Origin of the sequence: Methylophaga thalassica MP, from assembly GCF_000214595.1 — a bacterium.
GTDB lineage: Bacteria > Pseudomonadota > Gammaproteobacteria > Nitrosococcales > Methylophagaceae > Methylophaga > Methylophaga thalassica.
Window position 1 is genome coordinate 787,464 of record NZ_AFIG01000003.1, and the last position, 26,919, is coordinate 814,382.

General features: G+C 43.8%; 27 protein-coding genes and 1 riboswitch. Of the genes, 24 read left to right on the forward strand and 3 right to left on the reverse strand.

Going from position 1 to position 26,919, the window contains the following annotated elements; all coding sequences use genetic code 11:
- Window positions 1–91 precede the first annotated feature (91 nt).
- From MAMP_RS15390 to prmB, 5 genes are all read left to right on the forward strand, one after another.
- A complete protein-coding gene (locus MAMP_RS15390; RefSeq protein WP_007147028.1) occupies window positions 92–1,075 on the forward strand; it encodes a transaldolase in 984 nt (327 codons plus the stop codon).
- 166 nt (window positions 1,076–1,241) lie between these two features.
- Entirely contained in the window at window positions 1,242–1,877 is a 636-nt protein-coding gene (gene hxlA / locus MAMP_RS15395) for a 3-hexulose-6-phosphate synthase (protein ID WP_007147029.1), read from the forward strand.
- 11 nt (window positions 1,878–1,888) lie between these two features.
- Window positions 1,889–2,428 carry a 6-phospho-3-hexuloisomerase gene (hxlB, locus tag MAMP_RS15400; RefSeq protein ID WP_007147030.1) on the forward strand — a complete coding sequence of 180 codons (540 nt, stop codon included), beginning with the start codon at window positions 1,889–1,891 and terminating at the stop codon, window positions 2,426–2,428.
- A 145-nt stretch (window positions 2,429–2,573) separates the two neighbouring features.
- Complete coding sequence (gene leuC, locus MAMP_RS15405) at window positions 2,574–3,983, forward strand: 3-isopropylmalate dehydratase large subunit (RefSeq protein WP_007147031.1); 1,410 nt, start codon at window positions 2,574–2,576, stop codon at window positions 3,981–3,983.
- Entirely contained in the window at window positions 3,980–4,906 is a 927-nt protein-coding gene (prmB, locus tag MAMP_RS15410; protein WP_007147032.1) for a 50S ribosomal protein L3 N(5)-glutamine methyltransferase, read from the forward strand. The genes leuC and prmB overlap by 4 nt, the downstream gene beginning before the upstream one ends.
- On the opposite strand, the gene MAMP_RS15415 is transcribed toward prmB, so the two are convergent.
- Together MAMP_RS15415 and mutH are read right to left on the reverse strand one after the other, a co-directional pair.
- Complete coding sequence (locus MAMP_RS15415; protein WP_007147033.1) at window positions 4,903–6,216, reverse strand: GGDEF domain-containing response regulator; 1,314 nt, start codon at window positions 6,214–6,216, stop codon at window positions 4,903–4,905. The two genes, prmB and MAMP_RS15415, sit on opposite strands and share 4 nt — an antisense overlap.
- A 60-nt stretch (window positions 6,217–6,276) precedes the next feature.
- Window positions 6,277–6,948, reverse strand: coding sequence for a DNA mismatch repair endonuclease MutH (gene mutH, locus MAMP_RS15420; protein ID WP_007147034.1), 672 nt, complete (start codon window positions 6,946–6,948; stop codon window positions 6,277–6,279).
- A gap of 70 nt (window positions 6,949–7,018) precedes the next feature.
- Here mutH and MAMP_RS15425 point away from each other — a divergent pair, with 70 nt between their 5' ends.
- Together MAMP_RS15425 and MAMP_RS15430 are read left to right on the forward strand one after the other, a co-directional pair.
- On the forward strand, window positions 7,019–7,933 hold the full coding sequence (locus MAMP_RS15425) for an ABC transporter ATP-binding protein (RefSeq protein WP_007147035.1): 915 nt from the start codon (window positions 7,019–7,021) through the stop codon (window positions 7,931–7,933).
- A gap of 5 nt (window positions 7,934–7,938) precedes the next feature.
- The gene (locus MAMP_RS15430) at window positions 7,939–8,721 is read left to right on the forward strand and encodes an ABC transporter permease (RefSeq protein WP_007147036.1); all 783 of its coding nucleotides are present in this window, start codon (window positions 7,939–7,941) and stop codon (window positions 8,719–8,721) included.
- Here the strand turns inward: MAMP_RS15430 and dusA are convergent.
- Entirely contained in the window at window positions 8,718–9,710 is a 993-nt protein-coding gene (gene dusA, locus MAMP_RS15435; RefSeq protein WP_007147037.1) for a tRNA dihydrouridine(20/20a) synthase DusA, read from the reverse strand. The two genes, MAMP_RS15430 and dusA, sit on opposite strands and share 4 nt — an antisense overlap.
- A 72-nt stretch (window positions 9,711–9,782) precedes the next feature.
- Here dusA and MAMP_RS15440 point away from each other — a divergent pair, with 72 nt between their 5' ends.
- The 17 genes from MAMP_RS15440 (at window position 9,783) to MAMP_RS15520 (ending at window position 26,917) form a co-directional block, all read left to right on the forward strand.
- Entirely contained in the window at window positions 9,783–10,475 is a 693-nt protein-coding gene (locus MAMP_RS15440) for a M48 family metallopeptidase (RefSeq protein WP_007147038.1), read from the forward strand.
- 71 nt (window positions 10,476–10,546) lie between these two features.
- Window positions 10,547–10,626, forward strand: a riboswitch (S-adenosyl-L-homocysteine riboswitch).
- Between the two features lie 91 nt (window positions 10,627–10,717).
- Entirely contained in the window at window positions 10,718–11,878 is a 1,161-nt protein-coding gene (gene metK / locus MAMP_RS15445; RefSeq protein ID WP_007147039.1) for a methionine adenosyltransferase, read from the forward strand.
- Between the two features lie 21 nt (window positions 11,879–11,899).
- Complete coding sequence (ahcY, locus tag MAMP_RS15450; RefSeq protein WP_007147040.1) at window positions 11,900–13,210, forward strand: adenosylhomocysteinase; 1,311 nt, start codon at window positions 11,900–11,902, stop codon at window positions 13,208–13,210.
- Window positions 13,211–13,272: 62 nt separating this feature from the next.
- Window positions 13,273–14,124, forward strand: coding sequence for a methylenetetrahydrofolate reductase [NAD(P)H] (gene metF / locus MAMP_RS15455; RefSeq protein ID WP_007147041.1), 852 nt, complete (start codon window positions 13,273–13,275; stop codon window positions 14,122–14,124).
- Between the two features lie 94 nt (window positions 14,125–14,218).
- A complete protein-coding gene (locus MAMP_RS15460; RefSeq protein ID WP_007147042.1) occupies window positions 14,219–15,673 on the forward strand; it encodes an RNA polymerase factor sigma-54 in 1,455 nt (484 codons plus the stop codon).
- 35 nt (window positions 15,674–15,708) lie between these two features.
- On the forward strand, window positions 15,709–16,035 hold the full coding sequence (gene hpf / locus MAMP_RS15465; RefSeq protein WP_007147043.1) for a ribosome hibernation-promoting factor, HPF/YfiA family: 327 nt from the start codon (window positions 15,709–15,711) through the stop codon (window positions 16,033–16,035).
- A 13-nt stretch (window positions 16,036–16,048) separates the two neighbouring features.
- A complete protein-coding gene (locus MAMP_RS15470; RefSeq protein WP_007147044.1) occupies window positions 16,049–16,510 on the forward strand; it encodes a PTS sugar transporter subunit IIA in 462 nt (153 codons plus the stop codon).
- Between the two features lie 2 nt (window positions 16,511–16,512).
- A complete protein-coding gene (locus MAMP_RS15475) occupies window positions 16,513–17,031 on the forward strand; it encodes an HPr kinase/phosphorylase (protein ID WP_007147045.1) in 519 nt (172 codons plus the stop codon).
- A 117-nt stretch (window positions 17,032–17,148) separates the two neighbouring features.
- A complete protein-coding gene (locus MAMP_RS15480) occupies window positions 17,149–17,556 on the forward strand; it encodes a PTS sugar transporter subunit IIA (RefSeq protein WP_007147046.1) in 408 nt (135 codons plus the stop codon).
- Window positions 17,553–17,822, forward strand: a complete 270-nt coding sequence (locus MAMP_RS15485; protein WP_007147047.1) for an HPr family phosphocarrier protein — start codon at window positions 17,553–17,555, stop codon at window positions 17,820–17,822. Before MAMP_RS15480 ends, MAMP_RS15485 begins: the two co-directional genes overlap by 4 nt.
- The gene (gene ptsP / locus MAMP_RS15490; protein ID WP_007147048.1) at window positions 17,819–19,567 is read left to right on the forward strand and encodes a phosphoenolpyruvate--protein phosphotransferase; all 1,749 of its coding nucleotides are present in this window, start codon (window positions 17,819–17,821) and stop codon (window positions 19,565–19,567) included. Before MAMP_RS15485 ends, ptsP begins: the two co-directional genes overlap by 4 nt.
- Window positions 19,568–19,747: 180 nt before the next feature.
- Window positions 19,748–21,106, forward strand: a complete 1,359-nt coding sequence (mgtE, locus tag MAMP_RS15495) for a magnesium transporter (protein ID WP_007147049.1) — start codon at window positions 19,748–19,750, stop codon at window positions 21,104–21,106.
- Window positions 21,107–21,131: 25 nt separating this feature from the next.
- Entirely contained in the window at window positions 21,132–22,229 is a 1,098-nt protein-coding gene (aroC, locus tag MAMP_RS15500) for a chorismate synthase (protein WP_007147050.1), read from the forward strand.
- Window positions 22,230–22,238: 9 nt separating this feature from the next.
- A complete protein-coding gene (locus MAMP_RS15505; RefSeq protein WP_007147051.1) occupies window positions 22,239–23,396 on the forward strand; it encodes an MFS transporter in 1,158 nt (385 codons plus the stop codon).
- A 130-nt stretch (window positions 23,397–23,526) separates the two neighbouring features.
- On the forward strand, window positions 23,527–24,876 hold the full coding sequence (locus MAMP_RS15510; protein WP_040576643.1) for a Na(+)-translocating NADH-quinone reductase subunit A: 1,350 nt from the start codon (window positions 23,527–23,529) through the stop codon (window positions 24,874–24,876).
- 3 nt (window positions 24,877–24,879) lie between these two features.
- Window positions 24,880–26,088: an NADH:ubiquinone reductase (Na(+)-transporting) subunit B gene (locus tag MAMP_RS15515; RefSeq protein ID WP_007147053.1), complete on the forward strand. Its 1,209-nt coding sequence runs from the start codon at window positions 24,880–24,882 to the stop codon at window positions 26,086–26,088.
- A gap of 4 nt (window positions 26,089–26,092) precedes the next feature.
- Window positions 26,093–26,917 (forward strand): Na(+)-translocating NADH-quinone reductase subunit C, encoded by an 825-nt coding sequence (locus tag MAMP_RS15520; RefSeq protein ID WP_007147054.1) that lies wholly within the window; start codon window positions 26,093–26,095, stop codon window positions 26,915–26,917.
- The last annotated feature ends 2 nt before the right edge of the window (window positions 26,918–26,919 follow it).

Sequence of the window (26,919 nt, forward strand, 5' to 3'; positions counted from 1 at the left end):
TGCCGACATAATAATCAATAAAATCAACCATACAGTCAGCGTTAGATGCGATGGCTGTTAATTTTTAACTTAAAAATTAAAGGTACGAAACATGGCTACTTTACTTGATCAGCTTAAGGAAATGACCGTTGTTGTCGCCGATACTGGTGATATTCAAGCTATCGAAAAATTTACACCTCGTGATGCTACAACTAACCCTTCACTGATTACTGCTGCAGCTCAAATGCCACAATACCAAGGTATTGTTGATGACACATTGAAAGCAGCTCGTGAAACATTAGGTGCTGACGCGCCTGCATCAGAAGTGGTTTCACTCGCATTTGATCGTTTAGCAGTTTCATTTGGTCTGAAAATTCTGGATATCGTTCCAGGTCGTGTATCTACAGAAGTTGATGCTCGTCTGTCTTTTGACACCGAAGCGACCATTGCTAAAGGCCGTGACCTGATTGCTCAATACGAAGCAGCTGGTGTTTCACGTGAGCGTATCCTGATCAAAATCGCAGCAACCTGGGAAGGTGTTATGGCTGCTAAAGTACTGGAAGAGGAAGGTATTCACACTAACCTGACTCTGGTATTTGGTCTGCACCAAGCTGTTGCTTGTGGTGAAAATGGTATCCAACTGATTTCACCTTTCGTAGGTCGTATTCTTGACTGGTACAAAAAAGACACTGGTCGTGATTCTTATGAACCTGCAGAAGATCCAGGTGTTGTTTCTGTTACTCACATCTACAACTACTTCAAGAAATTTGGTTTAGAAACTGAAGTAATGGGTGCGAGCTTCCGTAACGTTGGTGAAATCACTGAATTAGCAGGTGTTGATCTTCTGACTATTTCTCCTGCTTTACTGGACGAATTACACTCAACTGAAGGTGACTTACCACGTAAGTTAAATGTTGAAGATGCCAAAGCATCAGATGTTGAACGCATCGATATGACTGAAGAAACATTCAAAGCTATGCACGCAGCAGATCGCATGGCAACTGAAAAGTTACAAGAAGGTATTGATGGTTTTGCTAAAGCACTTGAAACTCTTGAAGAGTTGCTGGCTAACCGTCTTGCAGAACTGGAAAGCTAATTCATCAGAATTAAATTTCCCCGTATTCAGCCCACTCCATTTGTGAGTGGGCCCGAATGCAGCAGGGTCAGTGAAATTGACTTGTCACTGATTTCTGCATATAGTCCCGCTTCACCTAAGCAAGCGTGATAACAATAATTTTTACTATAAATTAGGAGTATGTAACATGGCTGAAATCCAAATGGCTCTTGACTCATTGGACTTTGACGCAACAATGGCTCTGGCTGAACAAGTAGCGCCATATGTCGATATCCTTGAAATCGGTACACCTTGTATTAAATACAACGGTTTGAAACTGGTTAAAGCATTGAAAGCAGCTCACCCAGACAAAAAAATTCTGGTTGACCTGAAAACAATGGACGCTGGTGAATACGAAGCAACTCCTTTCTTTGAAGCTGGTGGTGACATCACTACAGTTTTAGGTGCTTCTGACATGGCTACAATGAAAGGCGTTATCAAAGCAGCTAACGCTAACAACGCTGAAGCTCAAATCGATTTAATCGGTGTTGAAGATAAAGCTGCTGTAGCTAAAGAAGCTGCTGCTAACGGTGCACACATCATCGGTGTTCACACTGGTCTTGACGCACAAGCTGCAGGTCAAACACCTTTTGAAGATCTTAAAACTATCGCTGGTTTAGGTCTGAACGTTAAAGTTTCTGTTGCTGGTGGTATCAACAAAGATACAATCCAAAGCACAGTTCAAGCTGGTGCTGACATCGTTGTTGTTGGTGCGGCTATCTACGGCGCTCCATCTCCAGCTGAATCTGCAAAAGAACTGCGTGCATTAGTTGACGCAGCATAAGGATTAGAAAAATGACAATGCATCGTGATCTAGTTGTAAACAAAATCACTGATATTTTAGGGGCTACTGACAGTTCTCTTGAAGCTGAATTCGTTGCTATGTGTGATGATGCTAAACGCATCTTCATTACAGGTGCCGGACGTTCACGTCTTGTTGGTAACTTCCTGGGTATGAGGTTGATGCATAGTGGTTACACCGTATACGTTCAAGGTGAAATCAGCACACCTAGCATCCGTGAAGGCGATTTATTAATCGTTATCTCAGGTTCAGGTGAAACAACTCAGTTGGTTTCATTCGCGAACAAAGCTAAATCAGAGAACGCAAAAGTAGTATTAATCTGCTCAAAAGCAAGTTCAACGATTGGTGATATAGCGGACAAAACAATTCAAATTGGTAACGATGATAGCTTTGCTCCTACTAAGGGCATGCCTATGGGTACTATGTTTGAATTATCGACATTGATTTTCTTGGAAGCCATCGTTTCTCATCTTATCCATGAGAAAGGTATTCCAGAAGAAGAAATGCGATACAGACACGCTAATATGGAATAATCACTTTTCCTTAGCAGTAAAAAAAGAAACGGGTAACTTTCGGGTTACCCGTTTTTTTTATGTCTACAGTTCAGATAGAGCTTATATCTCTGACGCTGTATAATGCTCTGATACTTATAACTCACTAATCGGTTTTAATAGAGATATGTCAGCAAAAACACTTTACGATAAGCTTTGGGATCAACATGTCGTTCGCTCTGAGTCAGATGGCACTACAGCTTTACTGTATATCGATCGCCATCTTGTTCATGAAGTGACATCACCGCAAGCCTTTGAAGGCCTGCGTTTAGCTGACCGTAAACCCTATCGCCTAAACTCTATTTTAGCGACACCGGATCATAATGTTCCTACTTCACATCGCGAGCAAGGTATTGCTGATCCTATTTCACGTTTACAAGTAGATACGCTCGATAGCAACTGTGTCGAATTTGGTATCACTGAATTTGGATTAAATGATTTACGACAAGGTATTGTGCATGTTGTTGGCCCTGAGCAAGGCGCAACACTGCCTGGTATGACGGTAGTTTGCGGTGACTCTCACACTTCAACACACGGTGCTTTTGGTGCTTTAGCTTTTGGTATTGGTACTTCCGAAGTTGAGCACGTTATGGCCACCCAATGTCTGATTCAACGTAAGTCCAAAAATATGCAAGTGCGCGTTGAAGGTCAGGTTAAACCCGGCATCACAGCCAAAGACATTGTCCTTGCTATCATTGGAGAAATTGGCACTGCTGGTGGAACAGGCTATGCCATCGAATTTGCCGGTGAAGCGATTCAGGCCTTAAGTATGGAAGGTCGCATGACCGTCTGTAATATGACCATTGAAGCTGGCGCCCGCGCAGGTATGATTGCGGTTGACGATACCACCATCAACTATCTGAAAGATCGTCCTTTCTCGCCATCTGGTGAAAACTGGGAGAAAGCGGTTAAAGCATGGCGTGAATTACACTCTGATGATGGCGCCCATTTTGATAAAGTCGTCGTACTGAAAGCAGAAGATATCAAACCTCAAGTCACATGGGGCACGTCGCCGGAAATGGTTGTATCGGTTGATTCGGCTATTCCTGATCCCGTCAAGGAATCAGATGCAGTAAAACGCAATGGCATGGAAAAAGCACTTAAATATATGGGCCTACAAGCCAACCAAGCGATTACTGACATTTATCTGGACCGTGTGTTTATTGGTTCTTGCACAAATTCACGTATCGAAGACTTACGTGAGGCAGCGGAGGCCATCCAAGGTGGAAAGGTCGCTGCCAGCGTCAAACAAGCTATGGTTGTTCCAGGCTCAGGTTTAGTCAAACAACAAGCTGAGCAAGAAGGTTTAGATAAAATTTTTATCGAAGCGGGATTTGAATGGCGTGATCCTGGCTGTTCCATGTGCCTGGCCATGAATGCGGATCGTCTTGAAGCAGGTGAACATTGTGCCTCGACATCTAACCGTAATTTTGAAGGACGTCAGGGTCAAGGTGGCAGAACGCATCTTGTCAGTCCAGCAATGGCTGCGGCAGCTGCAATCGCAGGTCACTTTGTTGATATCACACAAAACCTATGATTGATTATTTGGCTGTTCAATCTGAATTAAACACTTTTCGTGATTTTTTACGATGGTCAACATCCCGCTTCAATGAAGCGGGATTATTTTTTGGCCATGGTAATGAAGACGCTTTTAATGAGGCATCGCAGCTCATACTGAGTGTTTTACACTTGCCTGTAGACGCCTTACCTGAAGTCTTTTTAGATGCCAGACTGACCCAAGATGAAAAGCGTGCATTGCTTATTGCCATTGAAAAACGCGTTGAAAAGCGTATTCCCTTACCGTACCTGACAAATGAAGCCTGGTTTGCAGGCCTACCATTCTTTGTCGATGAGCGAGTTCTTATCCCCCGCTCGCCTTTTGCAGAGCTGATAGAAGCGCAATTCCAACCATGGCTTAGTGAGCCTGACTCGGTATTCACTATTTTGGATATGTGTACAGGAAGTGCTTGTATTGCTATTGCGTTAGCCATGGCTTTTGAACAAGCGGAAGTGACAGCGAGTGATATCAGCACAGATGCCCTTGCTGTAGCAGAAATAAACCGCAAGAAACATGGATTAGAGGACCACTTACACCTTATTCAATCAGATATCTGGCAAGCTTTTCCAGCTGACGCAAAATACGATTTGATCGTGAGCAATCCCCCTTACGTCGGGGCTGATGAAATGGCCTCTATTCCAGAAGAGTACCGGCATGAACCGGTCTCAGCTCTCGAAGCCGAGGATAATGGACTGGCCTTAGTAGAAAAAATCCTGCTTGGGGCCGCAGAGCACATGACCGACCAAGGTTTATTATTCGTTGAAGTGGGCAATACCGATTTGGCGGTCGATGATAAATGGCCTGATATCGCGTTTACATGGCTGGAATTAGAAAACGGTGGTCATGGCATATTTATGCTGGATAAAGCCGCATGTGAACTATTTAAGCAGCGTTATGGCTAATCATTATCACTTAATTCAGGCACGACCTCAGACTCAACATAAACTCTGACACAATTTCGACCCGCCATTTTAGCCTGATACATGGCTTTATCTGCTAACTCGAATAAGCTATTTAGATTATCATTGTCTGCCTGCCTTAATTGGGCAATGCCAATACTTACCGTTACTTCCAAATTGGCAGGTTTTAACTTATTGAGGCGCTGTACCATTCGTTCCATCATATTTTTTGCCGATACCAGATCACACTCCGGCAATAAAAGCACCAACTCATCTCCTGCCCATCTGGCAACCAGATCCACATCACGTACATGGCGTTTCATCCACGAACCCAGCTCAGATAACATCTGGTCTCCCCGCTCAAATCCATGACGCTCATTAATATCTTTCAGATGATCAATATCAATGACAGCAAGAGATAAGCAACGATTAAACCGATAAGCTTCACTGAAATATTTACTCGCGAACTCTCTCAGAGCGTGCCGATTAAACAATCCCGTCGTTTCATCCAGCATGGCAAGACTATGCAAAGACTTTTGTTGTGTACGAAGCTCCTGCGTTGTTTGATAACTGGTTATATGATTGAAAACGCGCTGTCTCAATTCTTCTCGCACAATCGGTTTCGACACATAATCATTAACACCGAGATGGAATAATTCGATCTTACGGGACATATTATCGAAACCTGATGTCGCGATAATCGGCACATTACTATATTCACTCTGCATACGCCGGATTTTACGCACTAAGGTGATACCACTCATACTGCCTTCAAGCATAATGTCAGTGATAACCAGATCGTAGTCCCCACCTTTAAACGCTTCCCATGCACTCTCAGCATAGTTATAAGCGTCTACATCAAGTCCCATATCTGTTAATAAGTCGATGATAATGGTTTGCAAAACCCGGGAATCTTCAATAAATAACACCCGACCACTTAATTGTCGCGACTCTCGCTGGCTCAGACGAGATAGATAAGTATCCATTTCAGCCATATCATTTTTGCTGAAAATATCGGTAGCACCAGCCAATAAGGCTTGTTTGAGAATTTTAGAATTGTCATGTTCTGTTAAGACCAGCAAGGTGGCAAAATCATAACCACTTAGAGCTCTTAGCTGACTACAGAATTCACTGCTGGCATAGTCGGGTAAGTTATCAGAGCAACAAACTAAACGATACCTCGCTTGAGCAGCCTTGCCTAAGCCATCAGCTCCACTCTCTGCTGTCTCAACATTAAAACCAGCAGACTCTAATAAATCGATCATATGCTCACAAAACATTGGTGAGCTATCTATAACTAACGCGTTTAGCATATTTCTCTAAATTCCCGAGTAATACAAATTAATCCATTAATTTTTTATGCAACGTTACCATCAAATGCACGCCTTCGCGAGTAAGCGCTTAGTAAAAGTTGTTCTCAGATAAAACCCTCTTGGATTCATCAAAATAGTTTCGCCTGAAATATCGGAGCTTTTTGCCAAGATACGACTATGAGCCGCTTTCGGTCTAACCTGTAAATACTGGCCTTCCCTTGCCGTTAGCTCTGACTGTTCACCTAGCGCTAACCGGTCCATTAACTCTTCCCAGTCAGCCTTTAAAATTTCTTCTTCAATCTGATCTGGCTGCCATAACCAACCCGCGCCGATATAGCGTTCAGCAAGTGGAATGGACGACTCCGCCTCAACCGGAAGCCAAAGCACATGTGATAGCTTTCGTTTGACCCAGCTTTCCTGCCATGTCAGCGCTTCGTATTCACTCAATGACACTGTACAAACATACGTCGACTCTTTAGGTTCACCATGCGCGTTTAATGGTAATGTTTTCAGCTCAATACCTAGTGAAATAAAGTCTGGCTCTGCCTGATTGCCCGCATCAGCACCAAGATAGGATTCTAATAGCTGACCAACCCAGCCTTTATTTCTCAACAAATCTGCAGGCACCCGACACCCTACCTCTTGAGCAATCTGTCCTAGGCTTTTTCCAGCTATGTGATGACAACGTTGCATCAGGTCATCGATTGATTGTGGAGCAGAATTTCTAACCATCGTTTTACCAAATTTTCATCTTGCTGCAGGCATGATAACCTAGCCACCTTTATCACGCTTGAGAGAGACAGTGAAAGCATTATCTATCAAGAATCTAAGTAAAACGTATCGTAACGGATTGCATGCATTAAAGAACATTAATCTCGATGTAGAACAGGGTGATTTTTTTGCATTACTCGGTCCCAACGGTGCGGGCAAGTCAACCACTATTGGCGTGGTTACTTCGCTAGTCACAAAAACCAGTGGCTCCATTCAAGTCTTTGACACCGATTTGGATATCGATGCTGAGCAAGCCAAAAGTTATATAGGACTTGTGCCGCAAGAATTCAATTTCAATGGCTTTGAGCAGGTAAAGCATATTCTGGTTGCGCAGGCAGGTTATTATGGGATGCCCGCCAGCGAGGCAGAACCCAGAGCGGATGAACTACTCAAACAACTTGGACTATGGGAAAAGAGGCACACGCCTTCTCGATCACTGTCTGGCGGTATGAAACGTCGCCTGATGATAGCCCGCGCTCTGGTTCACAATCCACGTCTGTTGATTCTGGATGAACCGACCGCAGGTGTTGATATTGAACTGCGTCGCTCCATGTGGACATTCCTCAGAAAGATTAATGCCGAAGGCACCACCATCATTCTGACCACCCACTATTTGGAAGAAGCCGAAAGCTTATGCCGTAATATTGCGATCATTGATAAAGGCCAGATAATCGAAAATACCGATATGAAGTCTCTATTAAATCGGCTGGATAAAGAAACCTTTGTTTTGGATCTCAAACACTCGCTTCAACACCCCTTTGAGCTTGATGGCTTTGATTATCATCAGATTGATAACACCACGCTGGAAATCGAAATCCACCGAGGTGAATCACTGAACACGGTGTTTGAACAACTGACTCAAAAAGGTATCGAAGTCACCAGTATGAAAAATAAAGTGAACCGTCTGGAAGAATTATTTCTCAACCTTGTTGAGAAGTCGGAGTAAAACCTATGACACCAACTCGTCACCAAAGACACTGGGTCGCGTTTTCAACCTTGCTATTTCGTGAAATCCGCCGCTTCTTCAGAATCTGGCCGCAAACGATTCTGCCACCGGCCATCACCATGACCCTGTATTTCATCATTTTCGGCAATCTGATCGGGAGTCGAATTGGGGAAATGGGTGGCTTTAGCTATATGGAATATATCGTACCGGGTATCATCATGATGGCCGTTATCAATAATGCCTATTCAAATGTGGCCTCTTCATTCTTCAGTGCCAAATTCCAAAATCATATTGAAGAGCTGATTGTCGCCCCTATCCCAAATTATTTAATTCTCGCTGGTTATGTAGCCGGTGGTACAGCACGGGGCCTATGTGTGGGGATGATAGTCACGCTAGTATCGCTTTTCTTTACGCATCTACCGGTAGAGCATATTTTTATTACCATCAGCATGGTATTTCTGAGTGCGGTTTTATTTGCGCTGGGCGGTTTTATCAATGCAGTTTATGCACGCAGTTTTGATGAAATTGCCATCATCCCAACATTCATTCTGACCCCATTAACCTATTTGGGCGGGGTATTTTATTCGATTGATTTATTACCCGACTTTTGGCAAAACGTGTCACTGCTAAATCCTATTTTGTACATGGTGAATGCTTTCCGCTACGGCATGTTAGGTATTTCAGATATCCCTATCATGGCGGCATTTAGCATTATTATGTTGTTTATAGTGGCCTTAACCGCATATGCCTTATATCTGTTGAAAAAAGGTACCGGGCTTAGAAACTAGACGTTATCGACCAGGCTTAGCGCTTGTTGAAGTGTATGGATGCCAGCATCGGGCAAATGGGCATTCTCACTTAAGTGCCGCCGCCAGCGACGGGCTCCAGGCTGGCCCTGAAATAAACCCAATAAATGTCGGGTGATGGATTTCAGTGGTCGGCCCTGTTTCATTCTTTGCTCGATATACGGCAACATCGCCTCAATCACTTCATGTCTGCTCAATATATAGTCAGAACGCTGGTTAAAAATAACGTTATCCACGTCAGCTAGCAGATAGGGATCATGGTAAATCGCCCGTCCAACCATTGTGCCATCGACATGTTTCAGATGTTCCTGAACCTCCACCAAACTATGAATACCACCATTGATATCAATATGTAGCTCGGGGTAGTCCTTTTTGATTTGATAAACGCGCTCATAATCCAGTGGCGGCACATCACGATTTTCTTTTGGACTTAATCCTTTGAGCCATGCCTTGCGCGCATGCAGAATGAAAGTTTCACAACCGGCTGCTGACACAGCATCAATAAAATCGGTCAGAAATTGATAACTATCCTGTTCATCAATCCCGAGTCGGGTTTTAACAGTGACAGGAATATTCACGGCGTTTTTCATCGCTGCCACACCCTCCGCCACTAATTGAGGTTCAGCCATTAAACACGCGCCAAAACTGCCTGACTGGACACGGTCGCTTGGGCAACCAACATTCAGATTAATTTCACTATAACCCGCATCCTCTCCCATTTTTGCACACTCAGCTAGAGCAGCAGGCTCAGAACCACCAAGTTGCAAAGCGAGAGGATATTCCGTTGCATCATGAGCTAAAAATCGTTGTCTATCGCCATGAATCAACGCCCCAGTAGTCACCATTTCCGTATAAAGCAAGGTATGTTTCGAAATGAGCCGTAACAGATAACGAAAATCACGGTCGGTCCAATCCAGCATCGGCGCAACAGATAATTTTCTAGATTCTATAAAAGATAATGATGATGACATGATTCAATTAACGTAGATTAATGGGACATTTTCTCAAATCAGCACGCAAAAATCTGCTTATAACGATTATTTATGACACACACACATCCTGATGGCTTTCATTACACCATTATTCGCAGTTCACGCCGAAAGAGTATGGCGCTTGTTATCAAGCAAGGTGAGGTCATTGTGCGGATACCAGCGAAACTTGCAGTCAGCACCGCACAGCATTTTGTAGACAAAAAAAGTTACTGGATAAAACAAAAGCTTCAGCAACGGCCAGTAACACAAGAAAAAGTTTATGCCAATGGCGAGTCTTTTTTGTTTTTAGGCGAAACCTATGAATTAAAAATTCATAACTCCAGCGCTGAAAATACAATTAAGCAAGAAGACAATCTGATACAACTCTATACAAAGAAAAAAGATATGACAGCAGATGGCATTAAACGCCAGCTGGAAAAGTGGTACCGACAGCAAGCCAATACAATCCTGACATCACGATTTTTTCAATTGGCTGAAGCTCATCAATTCTCGCCTAAAAGTCTTATCGTCAAAACATACAAAGCCCGCTGGGGGAGCTGCTGCCGTTCGGGTGAGATTCAGCTCAATTGGAAGCTCGTCATGGCGCCTGAGAAAGTGATCGAGTACGTCATCCTGCATGAGCTTTGTCACCTTCATCATCACAATCATTCAGCGTCTTTTTGGCAGTTGGTGGCTGATGTTTGTCCCACATTTAGAGAGCACAAGCTGTGGCTGAGACAAAATGGAGACAGATTAACCCTCTAGGCCGCGCGCTGTGACGATTTTGTGAAGATAAATAAGCTTGAAAAATTCTCTATATAGATTAATATGTCCTTTCGAATAAGGAACGCTGCAACAGGTCATTCACCTGCTAGGCTTATTCAATACTTAATTATTTAAACTGCGTTCATTATTAACAGGTAACTGATAGTAATGAGCGAGATTTATTCCCCCTCAAATAGCACAACTATCATTACCACAATCTCATTGTAATGAGGAAGTTGACTATGAGTAGCAATTATCTTTTCACTTCTGAATCTGTATCGGAAGGGCATCCAGACAAAGTTGCCGATCAAATTTCAGATGCTATCCTGGATGAAATTCTTCGTCAGGATCCCCATGCTCGCGTTGCTTGCGAAACCTTAGTAAAAACTGGCACCGCCATTGTTGCAGGTGAAATCAGTACATCGGCATGGGTCGATCTGGAAGATGTCGTTCGTAAAACGATCACAGATATCGGTTATAACAGCTCCGATGTTGGTTTCGATGGCCAAACTTGTGCTGTTATGTCATTGATCGGTAAACAATCCTCTGACATCGCGATGGGTGTAGACAGAGACACCGAAGAAAATCAGGGTGCCGGCGATCAGGGCCTGATGTTTGGTTATGCCAGTAACGAAACCGACGTCTTAATGCCCGCGCCCATTACCTATGCACATCGTTTGGTCAAACGCCAATCTGAAGTTCGCAAAAATGGCGAATTGAGCTGGTTACGTCCGGATGCGAAAAGTCAGGTCACATTTGTTTACCAAGATGGTAAGCCAGTCGGTATTGATGCTGTTGTCTTATCAACACAGCATAGTCCGGATATTTCACAAGCGGATCTGCATGAAGCCGTCATGGAAAGCATTATCAAACCGACGCTGCCTGCTGAATGGTTGTCTGCCAATACAAAAATCCATATCAATCCTACCGGCCAATTCATTATCGGTGGTCCTGTCGGTGACTGTGGTCTGACAGGAAGAAAAATCATTGTCGATACCTACGGCGGCATGGCTCGTCATGGTGGTGGGGCTTTCTCTGGTAAAGATCCATCAAAAGTCGATCGTAGTGCCGCTTATGCAGGCCGTTATGTGGCGAAAAATATCGTTGCCGCCGGTTTAGCAGATCGCTGTGAGATTCAGGTGTCTTATGCAATTGGTGTTGCCGACCCAACATCAATTAGTGTTGAGACATTCGGTACTGGAAAAATTTCTCAAGAGAAGCTGGTCGCGCTGGTACGTGAACACTTTGATTTACGTCCGGTTGGCTTAATTAAGATGCTTGATTTGATCAAACCGATCTATCAACCAACAGCAGCATACGGTCACTTTGGTCGTGAAGATGTTGATTTTAGTTGGGAAAGAACGGATATGGCAGAAGTATTACGCGATGCTGCCGGTTTATAAAAGAATTTGAGGAAATGAACGATGGAATCACCAATAGAAAACTTAACACCTGACTACAAAGTTGCAGACATCAGCCTGGCTAAATGGGGTCATCAAGAAATTAAAATTGCTGAAAGCGAAATGCCAGGATTAATGGCATTACGTGAAGAATATGCAGGCCAAGCACCACTGAAAGGTGCACGCATTGCTGGTTGCTTACACATGACAATCCAGACCGCTGTGTTAATTGAAACACTGGTCGAACTCGGCGCTGAAGTTCGCTGGTCATCGTGCAATATTTTCTCCACACAGGATCATGCTGCAGCGGCTATTGCTGATCAGGGTATTCCGGTATTTGCCTGGAAAGGTGAAACAGAAGAAGAAGCCATCTGGTGTATCGAACAAACGATCATGGGTCCAGACAACTGGCGTCCTAACCTGATTCTGGATGATGGTGGTGACTTAACCCAAATCATGCATGATAAATATCCAGAATTATTAAAAGACGTTAAAGGTCTGTCGGAAGAAACCACTACAGGTGTTCACCGTCTGTATGAAATGATGAAAGCAGGTACATTAAAAGTGCCAGCCATCAATGTGAACGACTCAGTGACCAAATCTAAATTTGATAATTTATACGGCTGTCGTGAGTCATTACTGGACGGTATTAAACGTGCTACTGACGTGATGATCGCCGGTAAAATCTGTGTTGTTTTAGGTTACGGTGATGTGGGTAAAGGCTGTGCTCAAGCGTTCCGAGGAATGGGTGCGACCGTTTTTGTCACTGAAATTGATCCCATCTGTGCGCTTCAAGCCAGCATGGAAGGCTACCGTATTGTCTCTATGGATGATGTTGCTGCTATGGGTGATATTTTTGTCACCACTACCGGTAATATTGACGTTATCAATCACGGTCATATGCTGAAGATGAAAAATGAAGCGATCGTTTGTAACATCGGTCACTTTGATTCTGAAATTGATGTCGCTTCATTACGTAAATACGAATGGGAAAATATTAAACCTCAGGTAGACCATGTCATTTTCCCTGACGGCAAACGTATTATCCTGCTTGCAGAAGGTCGTCTGGTTAACCTCGGTTGTGCAACGGGTCATCCAAGTTTTGTGATGTCTGCTTCATTCACCAATCAGGTCATGGCACAAATTGAACTCTGGCAGAACGCTGACAATTATGAAAATAAAGTCTACGTTTTACCGAAGAAACTGGATGAAAAAGTCGCACAACTGCACTTAGGTCGAATTGGTGCCAACCTCACCACCCTGACTGATGCACAAGCGAAATATCTGGGACTGGAAAAAACAGGTCCGTTCAAGCCTGAACATTACAGATATTAATCTTTAATCAATGTAAAACTGGGCTGGTTTATCAGCCCAGTTTTCTAATTTAAGTTACTGATATGGCAAAAAATCTCACACTGAGTTGCGAATTCTTCCCGCCCAAAACTGAAAAAGGCATTGCTAATTTAAGCGCTGTCAGAGAAAAGCTTGTGCCACTGAAGCCTGAGTTTTTTTCCGTCACCTTTGGTGCTGGAGGTTCAACACAAGACAATACTATGGATGCGGTAATAGACATCCAAAAACAGCATGCAGTGACTAATATTGATGCAGCACCCCATCTTTCTTGTGTGGGCTCTTCCGCTGAACGTATCCGTGCTCTCCTTGATACCTATCGCAATAATAATATCCATCGTATCGTCGCACTTCGTGGTGATTTGCCTTCAGGTATGCAAGCACCTGGTGACTTTCGTTATGCCAATGAGCTGGTTGAGTTTATTCGTGCAGAGACGGGAGACTTTTTCACCATTGAAGTAGCTGCCTACCCTGAAGTTCATCCGCAAGCTCAATCTGCAGAGGATGACCTGATTAATTTCAAGCGAAAAGTCGATGCAGGCGCAAATAGTGCTATCACACAGTATTTTTACAATATTGATGCTTACCGCTATTTTGTTGATAACTGTCAGAAACATGGCATAGACATCCCGATTATTCCAGGGATTATGCCCATTAATAATTTCACCCAACTAGCTCGATTTTCAGCAAATTGTGGTGCAGAAATCCCGCGTTGGTTACGTAAAAAACTTGAAGCATTTTATGATGATAGCGCTTCAATGAATGCTTTCACTGTTGATTTTTTGACTGACTTTACTCAGCAGCTAATCGAGCTCGGTGTACCCGGCATTCATTTTTACACGATGAATAAAGTTGACCCGACTCTGACTATTTGTGATCGTTTAGGGCTGATTAAATAAATCTTGAGTTAAGATTTTGTATGTAGCTGTAGGCAATGGCACAAGACTTGCGGTAACATATTTACATGGTCGTAAAAACACATAAAGAATTCTCGTGAAACCCTCATTACAGCTGCGTGTAGGCCAGAGTCTATCGATGACTCCGCAATTACAGCAAGCCATTCGTTTGCTGCAATTGTCGTCGCTTGAGTTACAGACAGAAATTCAGGAAGCGCTGGAGAGCAATCCTTTACTCGAAGTGGAAGAAGACTTTGACTTCGATGAGAACGCACGTAAACCAAGCACTGAAGATCAAACAAGTCGTGAAATCAGTGAACTTGAAAATCAAAACATTCCTGAAGATCTGCCCGTCGATAGTCAATGGGAAGATACCTACGATTATCAGCCTATCAGCACTAATAACAGCAATGTTATCCATGATGGTGATATGGAAAGGGAAAATCAGGATGAAAGCACCGATTCACTGCAGCAACATCTGCTCTGGCAAATGCGGCTGACTCATTTCACAGAAATTGAAGAAGCCATCGCGACAACCATCATTGACTCGATTGAAGATGATGGTTATCTCAAAACATCATTAGAAGAGATTCAAGCGAGTTTAGGTGAAGAGTTTGCTGAAATAGAGCTGGATGAAATCGAAACGGTGCTGCATCGTATTCAGCACTTTGATCCCGTCGGAGTGGCAGCCCGTGATTTACGCGAGTGTTTGCTGATACAACTTCGTGTTTATGAAGAATCAGGTTTACCTCATATTGATCTGATGAAAGAGCTTATCGATAAACATCTCGATACTCTGGCCAAACGTGACTATGCCCAAATCAAACGTGCTCTGAAAGTCTCAGATGATGAACTCACCGAATTGGTTCGTTCCATTCAGCTGTTAAACCCTCGTCCTGGCAGTCAAATTCAAACAGATACCACGGAATATATTGTTCCAGATGTCTATGCAAGAAAGCTTAAGGGCCAATGGGTGCTCTCACTCAATCCCGATAATGCACCGCGTTTACAAATTGCCGAACATTATGCGCAACTCATTAATCGAGCCGATAACAGCGCAGAAAATACCTACCTGAAAAATAATTTGCAGGAAGCACGCTGGTTTCTAAAAAGCTTACAAAGTCGCAATGAAACCCTATTAAAAGTGACCGAAGCGATCATCGAAAGACAAAAAGATTTTCTCGACTTTGGTGAAGAAGCCATGAAACCGCTAGTTTTAGCTGATATTGCTGAAACTGTAGAAATGCATGAATCCACAATTTCCCGTGTAACAACCCGCAAATACCTCCATACACCGAGAGGAATTTTTGAACTGAAATACTTTTTCTCCAGTCATGTCAGCACAGATGCCGGCGGAGAATGTTCAGCTACAGCCATTCGCGCTATCATCAAGAAACTGGTTGCCGCAGAAAATCCACGGAAACCATTGAGCGACAGTAAAATTGCCGATATCCTCGGAGAACAAGGCATTAATGTCGCCAGACGGACAATTGCAAAATATCGTGAAACGTTGGCAATAGCGCCATCGAATGAGCGAAAACGACTGGTGTAAACCAGTTATCATCACTCAATAAGGAGTCCATCATTATGCAGTTAAATTTAAGCGGACAACATATCGAAATCACTGACAGCTTACGCGATCACGTCAACAAAAAATTCGAAAAATTGACTCGCCATTTTGATCACATGACCAATGTTCATGTTGTGTTATCAGTAGAAAAACAACGTCAGAAAGCAGAAGCCACTGTTCATGTAAGTGGTGCTGATTTGTTCGCCTCAGATGAAAATGAAAACATGTACTCTGCTATTGAGAATTTGGTGGCTAAACTTGATCGCCAAATCATCAAGCATAAAGATAAAATCACCGATCATCATCAATCTGTCGGTGCCGATATGAAGCACAACGTCAACTAAACGAGATTTTTTTATGCTAATTGCCGCATTATTGGTTAATGCTGACAGTATCAGCTTTCATGACAATGCCACGAGCAAAAAGAAAGTACTGGAAAACTTAAGTCAAAAGTTAGCCAGTAATACTAACGCGACAACAGCAGAAAAAATATTCCAGGTCTTATTGGAACGTGAACGGCTCGGAAGTACGGGCCTCGGTAAGGGCGTGGCTATCCCCCACGCCCGGGTTCCGGGCTTAACACATACCATTGCTGCTATGCTGACACTGGAAACGCCAGTGCCGTTTGAGTCTGTCGATAATCAACCCATCGATATTGCTTTTGGTTTACTCGTACCAGAAGAAGATACAGATCATCACCTACAGCATTTATCACGTCTTGTTACTCTATTTCGTGATCCTGATATCTGTCAGAAGTTGCGTAACGCAACAAGCGCCGAGCAAATTTTCGAACTACTCCTTTCTATCGACGAAGATTAACCATGGCCCAGGCAATACAAACCAACTCACACTATGGAGTAATGGTTTGTGTCAATGGCTCAGGCGTATTGATTAGCGGTTCCCCCGGCATAGGGAAAAGTAGTCTGGCTTTGCAGTTAATCATTGAAGGTCATCAATTAGTCGCTGATGATGTGATTGACCTCACTATTGAAAAAAATCAACTTATTGGTCGTTCTCCCTCACTATTAAAAAGCCTGCTTAACACACGTGAACTTGGCACCATTAATATCGAACACCAGTTTGGTCCAGCACATGTCACTGATTATGCTTCGCTTCACTATCAGCTGATCCTGCATGAAAAATTAACACTGGATAGTCAGTTGGAAGGCAACCAAAGCAATCAAACTATTCTTGGTATTAATATTCCAACACTACATTTGTCGTTATCTAATCCGGTACCAGTGCTCATTCGCCTGTTAACCTGGTTAAACATACAACAGTCAACAAATGATGCCAATGAACAGTTAAAATATCGCCAACTACAGCAAATTCAGCAGTGATGATTTCACATTAACTTGATGACATGCGGTATATCCATTACATTCATTACCGTTACAAGACAGAGGCTGAGCCGATTTGTCTATATACAGCTTTGGCTGTTTTTTTAGAGAGCTAATATGACCGTAGGCATTTTACTTGTTTCGCACAATAACATCGGGACAGAGCTGATTAACACTGCACGCCAGATGTTATCTTGTTGCCCGCTTCCCACCAAAGTGATTTCAATCCAGACCAAAGACAATCCTGAAGCAATACGTTTGGAAATGGATGAAGATCTAAAAAAACTTGATCAAGGTCACGGTATTCTCATACTGACTGACATGTTTGGCTCAACGCCAAGTAATATAGCCTGTGCAGTATCTGACAGAACAGATATCCGTGTTGTTTCAGGCTTAAACCTACCCATGTTGATACGCGTTTTAAACTACCCAGCCCTAAACTTAGAAGAACTTGAAATCAAAGCCTTGAGTGGCGGTCAAGAAGGTGTAGTTCGCTGTCATCACACAGGCTACTCAAGAAAATGATGACAAAAACATTCACAATTATTAATAAACTCGGCTTACATGCACGAGCAGCAGCTAAATTTGTCACTACTGCTTCCGCTTATGATGCTGAGATTACCGTTACCAGAGAAAACAGAACAGTCAATGGTAAAAGCATCATGGGTGTGATGATGCTGGCTGCGGCAAAAGGATCACAAATCACTGTGACCGCTGAAGGTGATGATGCTGAACAGGCTTTGCAAGCGCTAGATACCCTTATTAATGATTTTTTTGGAGAAGGTGAATGACGCTTGAGCTACAAGGAATTGGCGTCTCTCGCGGCATTGCTATGGGCCGAGCCCATATTCTTTTTCACAATCAGCCTGATGTCCGTGAATATTTAATCCCCGCCTTTGCAATAGAGCAAGAAGTCGACCGTTTTCTCGATGCCATTGATCAGGCAAGACAACAGTTAAAATCCATTCGTAATCATATTCCGGCCAATGCACCTGCTGACGTGACATCCTTCATTGATACCCATTTATTGATGTTGAATGACTCATCACTAAATAAGATTCCAGTAGATATGATCCGTCAGCGCCGCTGTAATGCCGAATGGGCCTTACAGTTGCAACGTGATGCGTTGATTAACGTTTTTAATGAGATGGATGATCCTTATCTGCGTACACGTCGAGATGACGTTGATCATGTGGTCAATCGAATTCACCGTATTCTGGCTGATCAGGAAGTCGCGGATCATGAAATTCCAGATGGTCGGCTAAAAGGCCATATTATTATTGCTGAAGACCTGACGCCAGCGGACACTGTGCTTATGCAGCACCAAGGTATTGTTGCCTTCGTGACAGAGCATGGTGGTGCGACGTCTCACACCACCATTCTGGCAAGAAGTCTGGGCATCCCGGCTATCGTCGGTGTCGAATCTGTTCGTCGTTATGTTCAGGATAATGAACCGCTGATTGTTGACGGTGAGACTGGCGTTATGTTGCTCGGGGCAGATGAACGCACACAGTATGAATATGAAGGCCGTTTAATTGCTTTTCGTGAACATATCTCATCGCTGAGTCGTTATAAGTCTCAACCCACAAAAACACGAGATGGTAAATCAGTCACATTGTTAGCCAATGCTGAGTTACCGGAAGATGTAACCACAATCAGCAGCGCCGGTGCGCAAGGTATTGGACTGTATCGTACCGAGTTTTTGTACATGAACCGCCTGTCACCACCTGAGGAAGAAGAACAGTTATCGGCCTATCGCGATGTGGTTGAAGGCATGAATAATCAACCGGTGACAATTCGAACATTCGATTTGGGGGCAGACAAAACCGTTGATGGTGGGCGTAACCTCAATCAAACTGTAGTGACTAACCCAGCTTTAGGTATGCGCGCCATTCGATTATGCCTGAGCCAACCTGCCATGTTCCGCACCCAACTGCGCGCAATTCTTCGCGCTTCTGCTTTTGGCAAAATCAAAATCATGTTCCCGATGATTTCCACCATGAATGAACTGCTCCAAGCGAAGAACCTGCTTGAGCAATGTAAGCAGGAACTGGATAAAGAGCATCTTGAATACGATCATCATATTGAAGTGGGCGCCATGATTGAGATTCCGGCAAGTGCGGTTTGCGCAGAAATATTTGCGCAACAGGTAGACTTTCTCTCTATTGGTACCAATGACTTAATCCAGTACACACTGGCCATTGACCGTATTGATGATCATGTTAACTATCTTTATGACCCATTGCATCCAGCTGTATTACGTCTGATATATATGACGCTGCAGGCGGGAAAACTGCATAATGTGGATGTGTCTATGTGTGGTGAAATGGCGGGTGACCCTCGTTATACAAGACTTCTACTGGCCATGGGATTAGAAAACTTCAGTATGCATCCCAATGCCATACTCGAAGTAAAACAGGTAATCAATGAAACTAACTTGAATGAACTCCCCGTTAACACATTGGATATTATGAATACCAGTGACCCACTAGAGCTGGATTTATTGCTTGAAAAAATTAACGGCCCGTCTCACTAAATAATGAACCTGTGCTGACACCAAATCGTATATTATGGGTGTCAGCACTCACCTTATAAAACCTCTGAATCTCCTTAGTTTCTTTGCTCACGAAGCATTTCACGCTATTCAGCAAGTGGCAAGCAAGCTAGAATAAGCACTAATCACAATCCTAAAAACCTCCGTTGTTGAGAACTGGATATGTCTGAGCTGGACCACGATCACGCCCTGAATCAATCTATTAATGCTTTATCTGATGCCCTGCAAAGTGGACGTTTTGTCAGAATGCGTAGGTTATTAGCAGGACTACATCCAGCCGAAACAGCGCATCTTCTTGAATCTTTACCGCCTAACGAGCGGAAAATCTGCTGGCCATTAATTAATCCTGACTTACGTGGTGAAGTCTTGTCATATATCGGTGAGGAAGTCCGTACCGATCTGATGACAGATATGGATACCGCCGATCTGATTAATGCCACCGAAGATCTTGATGCCGATGATATCGCCGATATTCTGCAAGATCTCCCGGATCATGTCGTCCATGAAGTCTTGCGTGCGATGGATATTCAACATCGGCGTCGTGTTGAGGCTGTTTTAGCCTACGATGAAGAAAGTGCCGGTGGTTTGATGAATACAGACGTCACCACGGTACGCACAGATATCACGCTTGAGGTTGTCCTACGCTATCTGCGCATGCTGGGAGAACTGCCAGAAAATACCGATAGTTTGTATGTGGTGGATCATAATGATCATTACCTGGGCACATTACGTTTATCACAAGTGGTGAGCCGAAACCGTTCACTTCTGGTAAGTGAAGTTATGTCGCACCAGGTCGATCCGATTCCAGCGAATATGACGGATCGGGATGTCGCCAGACGATTTGAAAAACATGATTTGATTTCCGCGCCTGTTGTCGATAAAGATAACCGCCTACTTGGTCGTATCACCATTGATGATGTCGTTGACGTTATCCGTGATGACGCAGAACATTCGATGCTGAGCATGGCAGGTTTGGGTGAAGATGAAGATACCTTTGCCACCGTCAAACGCAGTGTTCATCGCCGCTCGGTGTGGCTTGCCGTAAACTTACTGACAGCATTTCTCGCGTCATGGGTTATTGGTTTATTTGAAACTACAATACAAAAACAAGTGGCCCTTGCAGTCCTAATGCCCATTGTTGCCAGTATGGGTGGCATAGCCGGAAGCCAGACCTTAACATTGGTTATTCGCTCTATGGCATTGGGTCAACTGAATAGTAACAATGAACGCTGGTTATTGCGCAAAGAGATGCTGGTTGGTGCGACAAATGGCTTGATATGGGCCACAGCTATCGCGATAGTCACCGTGATCTGGTTTAATAGCGTGTCTTTAGGACTACTTATTGGTACTGCCATCATTATTAATTTAGTGGCAGCAGCCCTTGCTGGCGTAACTATACCGTTGGGGTTGAAGCGAATAGGTATTGATCCAGCCTTATCAGGCAGCGTACTACTCACCACTGTCACGGATGTGGTCGGGTTTATGGCCTTTTTAGGCTTCGCCAAATTATTTATTGTTTAATCTTCACTCGAAAGCGGAACGAGATATGTCAGGTAATACCTTTGGAAAACTCTTCACTGTTACCACCTTTGGCGAGAGTCATGGCCCAGCTTTAGGCTGCATCGTTGATGGCTGCCCTCCCGGACTAGAATTAACTGAAGCAGATTTACAAAGCGATCTTGATCGTCGCCGTCCAGGTAAAACTCGTCATGAAACGCAACGCCGCGAACCCGATCAGGTCAAAATTCTGTCTGGGGTTTTTGAAGGTAAGACAACTGGCACCCCCATTGGTATGTTGATTGAAAATGTTGATCAACGCTCCAAAGATTACGGCAACATCATGCATCAGTTCAGACCTGCTCATGCTGATTACACCTATCACCAAAAATACGGTGTGCGTGATTATCGTGGCGGTGGTCGCTCTTCTGCCAGAGAGACGGCCATGCGTGTCGCCGCTGGTGGTATTGCAAAGAAATATCTTCGTCAGCGTTATGGTATTGAAATAAATGCTTATTTATCGCAACTCGGTCCTATAAAAACAGAAAAACTAGATTGGTCACACATAGAGAAAAGTGCCTTTTTCTCACCGGATCCAGACAAAGAAACTGAACTCGAGGCCTATATGGATGCCTTACGTAAAGAAGGCAACTCGGTAGGCGCCAGAATTAATATTGTTGCTCGCCATGTACCGGTTGGACTTGGAGAGCCGATTTTTGACCGTATTGATGCGGATATCGCTCACGCTATGATGAGCATTAATGCCGTCAAAGGTGTTGAGATTGGTGCCGGCTTTGATTCGGTCACACAAAAAGGCACTGAACATCGTGATGAAATTACCGCTGACGGTTTTCTCAGTAATCATGCGGGCGGCACACTTGGCGGTATTACCAGTGGTCAGGATTTACTTGTCAGCATCGCGCTGAAACCCACTTCCAGTCTGCGATTACCAGGCCGAAGTGTTGACACACAAGGTAATGCCATTGAAGTTGTGACGAAAGGTCGCCATGATCCGTGTGTCGGTATTCGAGCGACACCTATAGCAGAAGCTATGCTGGCATTAGTTTTAATGGATCATGTGTTGAGACATCGTGCTCAAAATATGGACGTCACTACTGATACCCCGATCATTCCTGCTCAGGCTTAACTCATTCAGGTGCCTTTATCTCAATTGCCATACTGGCGCCTGTCTGGCTTTTATTTTTTTTATTTTGCTTGTCTCGGCATATTAGTACCTTACTGGAGCCTTTACCTGAAATGGGAAGGCTTTAGCCCAAGCCAGATTGGTGAACTAACCGCCATTCTGATGGCCTCCAGAATTATCGCGCCCAATATCTGGGGTTGGTTAGCAGATTATTATAGCCGTCGCATGAGAATTGTAAGACTCGCCAGTTTTGCCACCATCATTGTCTTTGCAGCAATTTTCATTGATCAATCTTATCTCAGTGTCGCACTGGTTCTGATGTTATTTAGCTTCTTTTGGAACGCATCACTACCCCAAGTTGAAGTCACCACACTGCAACATCTCGGTGAACACAGTCATCACTACAGCAAGATTCGTTTATGGGGTTCCATCGGTTTTATTGTCATCGTCATGGTGTTGGGTAATTTACTTGAGCAGTTTGAGCCAAAGATTATTCCCATCGCATTATTAATCAGCATTACTGGTATATGGCTATTCAGTCTCAGCGTGCCTGAATCATCAAACACGTCAGAGCACAGCACCATCTCATTAAAAACCATACTGAAGCGGCCCAGTGTGATTGCTTTTTTACTGATCTGCTTATTAATGCAGGCTAGTCATGGCCCTTACTACACGTTTTATTCCATCTATCTAGAGCAGCATGATTACAGCAGTAGTGTTATAGGCCAACTTTGGGCACTGGGTGTTATGTCCGAAGTCATTATTTTTCTTGTAATGCATCGCTGGCTGCCCAAGTTTGGACTGCGTAATGTATTTATGGTCAGTCTATTATTAACATCACTTCGCTGGCTCTTGATAGCAGCCTTTCCGCAAAACCTACCTGCACTGATTATGGCTCAGTTTTTACATGCAGCCAGCTACGGCAGTTTTCATGCCTCGGCTATTGCCTGGGTTCATCGTCATTTTATTGGCAACACACAAGGCAGAGGACAAGCGCTGTATAGCAGCGCAAGTTTTGGAATTGGCGGGGTTATAGGTAGCTTATTCAGCGGCTATTTATGGGATAGTCCTGGGGCGGCCTGGACATTCATCATTGCCAGCGTACTCAGCTTTTTAGGCTTTATTGTTGCTTATAGATGGCTAAAAGAAACGGATAGCATCCTGAGATAAGTAGGATTTGAGCTAATATTTATCTGGATTTGTTCTTTCTTTCATTGAAAACAATACTTATACTTACAGACTGGGAATTTAACGTAACACAGATAGCAGGTACGTCCGTTGTCTCCTGACCAGGTGAAGTATGCATTTCTCGATTAAGAAAGGGCTAGATTTGCCCATTTCGGGGAAACCCGAACAAACTATCTACGATGGCAATAAAGTCAATTCGGTAGCCATATTGGGCAATGAATATGTAGGTATGAGGCCTACGATGATGGTTGAAGAAGGCCAGAAGGTCAAACTCGGACAACCATTATTTACTGATAAGAAAAACCCTGGCGTGCAGTTCACCTCTCCAGGCGCAGGAACAGTGAAAGCCATTAACCGCGGTGCCAAGCGCGCATTACAATCCGTCGTCATTGAGTTGGAAGGTGACGATGAGATCACATTCGAGCAGTACGATTTAAACAAGCTCGACAATCTGAAAAGATCAGATATCACCAAAAATTTAATTGACTCCGGTTTATGGTTAGCATTCCGCACCCGCCCGTATAGTCGCTCTCCAGCTGTTGATGCCGTACCACATGCCATTTTTGTCACAGCCATTGATACCAATCCTCTTGCTGCTGACCCAAGCATTATCATCAACGAACACGCTGAAGATTTTAAACACGGTCTAACCATCCTCAGTCAACTGACACAAGGCAAAGTCTATGTCTGTCAGGCCCCTGATACAGCCCTGCCGGTTAACCAGAAAAGTAATATCGAAGTTCATACTTTCTCAGGTCCACACCCTGCTGGTTTAGCTGGAACACATATTCATCTGCTTGATCCTGTCAACGCCAGTAAATCAGTATGGACGGTCGGTTATCAGGATGTAATAGCTATTGGAAAACTGTTTACAACAGGTCGTCTTTGGGTTGAGCGCATTATTGCTTTTGCTGGGCCTTTAGTGAATAAACCACGATTGATACGTACACGTTTAGGCGCAAGTACCCAGGATCTTGTATTGGGTGAAGTACAAAATATTCCATCACGTATTGTTTCTGGTTCGGTTTTGCATGGCCATACAGCCAATAACTGGGCAGCCTACTTAGGCAGATTTCATAATCAAATTTCTGTGATCGCAGAAGGTATTGAACGAGAATTATTAGGTTGGATTCGTCCAGGCGGTAAAGGTAAATTTTCTTCACTCAATGTTTTCTTTTCCAGCATTTTCCGTCAAAAAGAAGTGGCCTTGACTACATCACAAAATGGTAGCCCCAGGGCGATGGTGCCTGTCGGTGTGTTTGAACGCGTTATGCCACTGGATATTTTACCAACACAGTTACTCCGTTCATTGCTGGTCAAAGATACCGATACAGCACAAGCGCTTGGTTGTTTAGAGCTTGATGAAGAAGATTTGTCATTATGCTCCTTTGTCTGTTCAGGCAAATATGACTATGGCCCTGCACTCAGATCAAACTTGACACAAATTGAGATAGAAGGATAGTTGATGGCACGCTTAAGACGTTTTCTTGATCGTATCGAGCCACAATTTCAAAAAGGCGGCCCATACGAAAAGTATTTCGCGTTATATGAGATGGTGGATACCTTTATATATTCACCCGCTGATGTAACACGAGGTTCTCCACATGTGCGGGACGCCATCGATCTAAAACGGGTAATGAGTTATGTCGTAGTAGCGACATTCCCCGTCTTATTATTGATGCTTTGGAATACGGGTTTTCAGGCGAATAATGCGATCAGCCAAATGGGTATGACAGGCCTGGATGGTTGGCGTAACTGGATAATGAGTACGCTGGGTATCGCATATGACCCTAACAGTTTATTCGCCAATATGTTTCATGGCTTACTTTACTTTTTACCCATGTATATAACGACATTGGTCGCTGGCGGTATTTTTGAAGTCATCTTTGCCGCTGTAAGAAACCATGAGGTTAATGAAGGTTTCTTAGTCAGCTCGATGCTTTACACCTTGACCTTGCCACCATCAACACCGCTGTGGATGGTCGCACTTGGTATCATTTTCGGTGTAGTTCTGGGTAAAGAAGTCTTCGGTGGTACAGGTAAAAACTTCTTGAACCCTGCCCTGACTGGGCGTGCGTTTCTTTATTTTGCGTATCCGGCAGCAATGTCTGGAGACGCGGTGTGGACTGCAGTTGATGGCTACACTGGAGCGACGCCTCTTGCTCTGGCCGCATCAGGTGGTATCGAGGCGGTGAAAGAAGCTGGTTACAGCTGGTCACAAACCTTCTTTGGAATGATGCCAGGCTCGCTGGGTGAGACATCCACACTAGCGATACTCATCGGTGCAGCATTTCTAATTTATACCCGAGTGGCTAACTTCAGAATCATTCTGGGTGTATTCCTTGGTATGGTTGCTACCTCATTATTATTCAACCTGATTGGCAGTGATACCAATCCGATGTTCAGTGTTCCATGGTATTGGCATTTAACCATGGGCGGCCTCGCCTTCGGTATGGTCTTTATGGCAACAGATCCGGTCTCTGCGGCGATGACAAATAAAGGGCGCTGGATATATGGTGCATTGATTGGTTTTATGGCGGTGATGATCCGTGTTGTGAACCCCGCCTTCCCAGAAGGTATTATGCTAGCCATATTATTTGGCAATATTTTCGCGCCCCTGATCGACTATTTTGTTGTTCAGGCCAACATCAAACGCAGAATGAAGCGAACTTAATATCATGGCTGAAACTAATACAAAAAAAGGATTGTTAGGTGGATTACTCAACTTACCTAATGATGATCCGAAAAAAACTCTTTTTATTGCTATTCTGTTGTGTCTGATTTGTTCAGTGATGGTTTCGACAGCGGCTGTTTATTTACGTCCCATACAGGACGACAATAAAAAAGACGATATAAAGAAGAATATTCTTGCTGTCACAGGAATGAGTAATCAAGCTGGTACTGTTGATGAAATTTTTAGTCAGTTTGAAGTTAAGCTGGTCGACTTGAGTACAGGTAATTATGCTGACAATAACATCGACCCTGTCAGTTATGACCAGCGTGCGGCATCAGCTGATCCACAAATGAGTATCAACATAGACGACAAAGATGATATTGCCAGCATCGGTCGACGCGCCAACTATGCACCTGTGTATATATTGAAAGAAGGCGACGCGATTAAACAAGTCGTACTGCCCGTTCATGGCTATGGTCTATGGTCCACGTTATATGGATTTTTAGCATTGGAAGGTGACTTCAATACGGTTCGTGGTTTACGTTTTTACGAACAGGCGGAAACACCGGGACTTGGTGGTGAAGTTGATAACCCTAAATGGCGTGCTCAGTGGGCTGGCAAGAAAATTTTTGATGCTGATGGTAATGTCGAAATTCGTGTGATTCGTGGTCATGTTGAGCCAAATACGGCTAATGCCGAATACAAGGTAGATGGCTTATCAGGAGCGACCTTAACTAGTAATGGTGTCACCAACCTTCTACAGTTCTGGTTAGGCGATCAGGGGTTTGGGCCTTACCTGAAAAAAATGCATTCTGAATTGGGGAAATAACT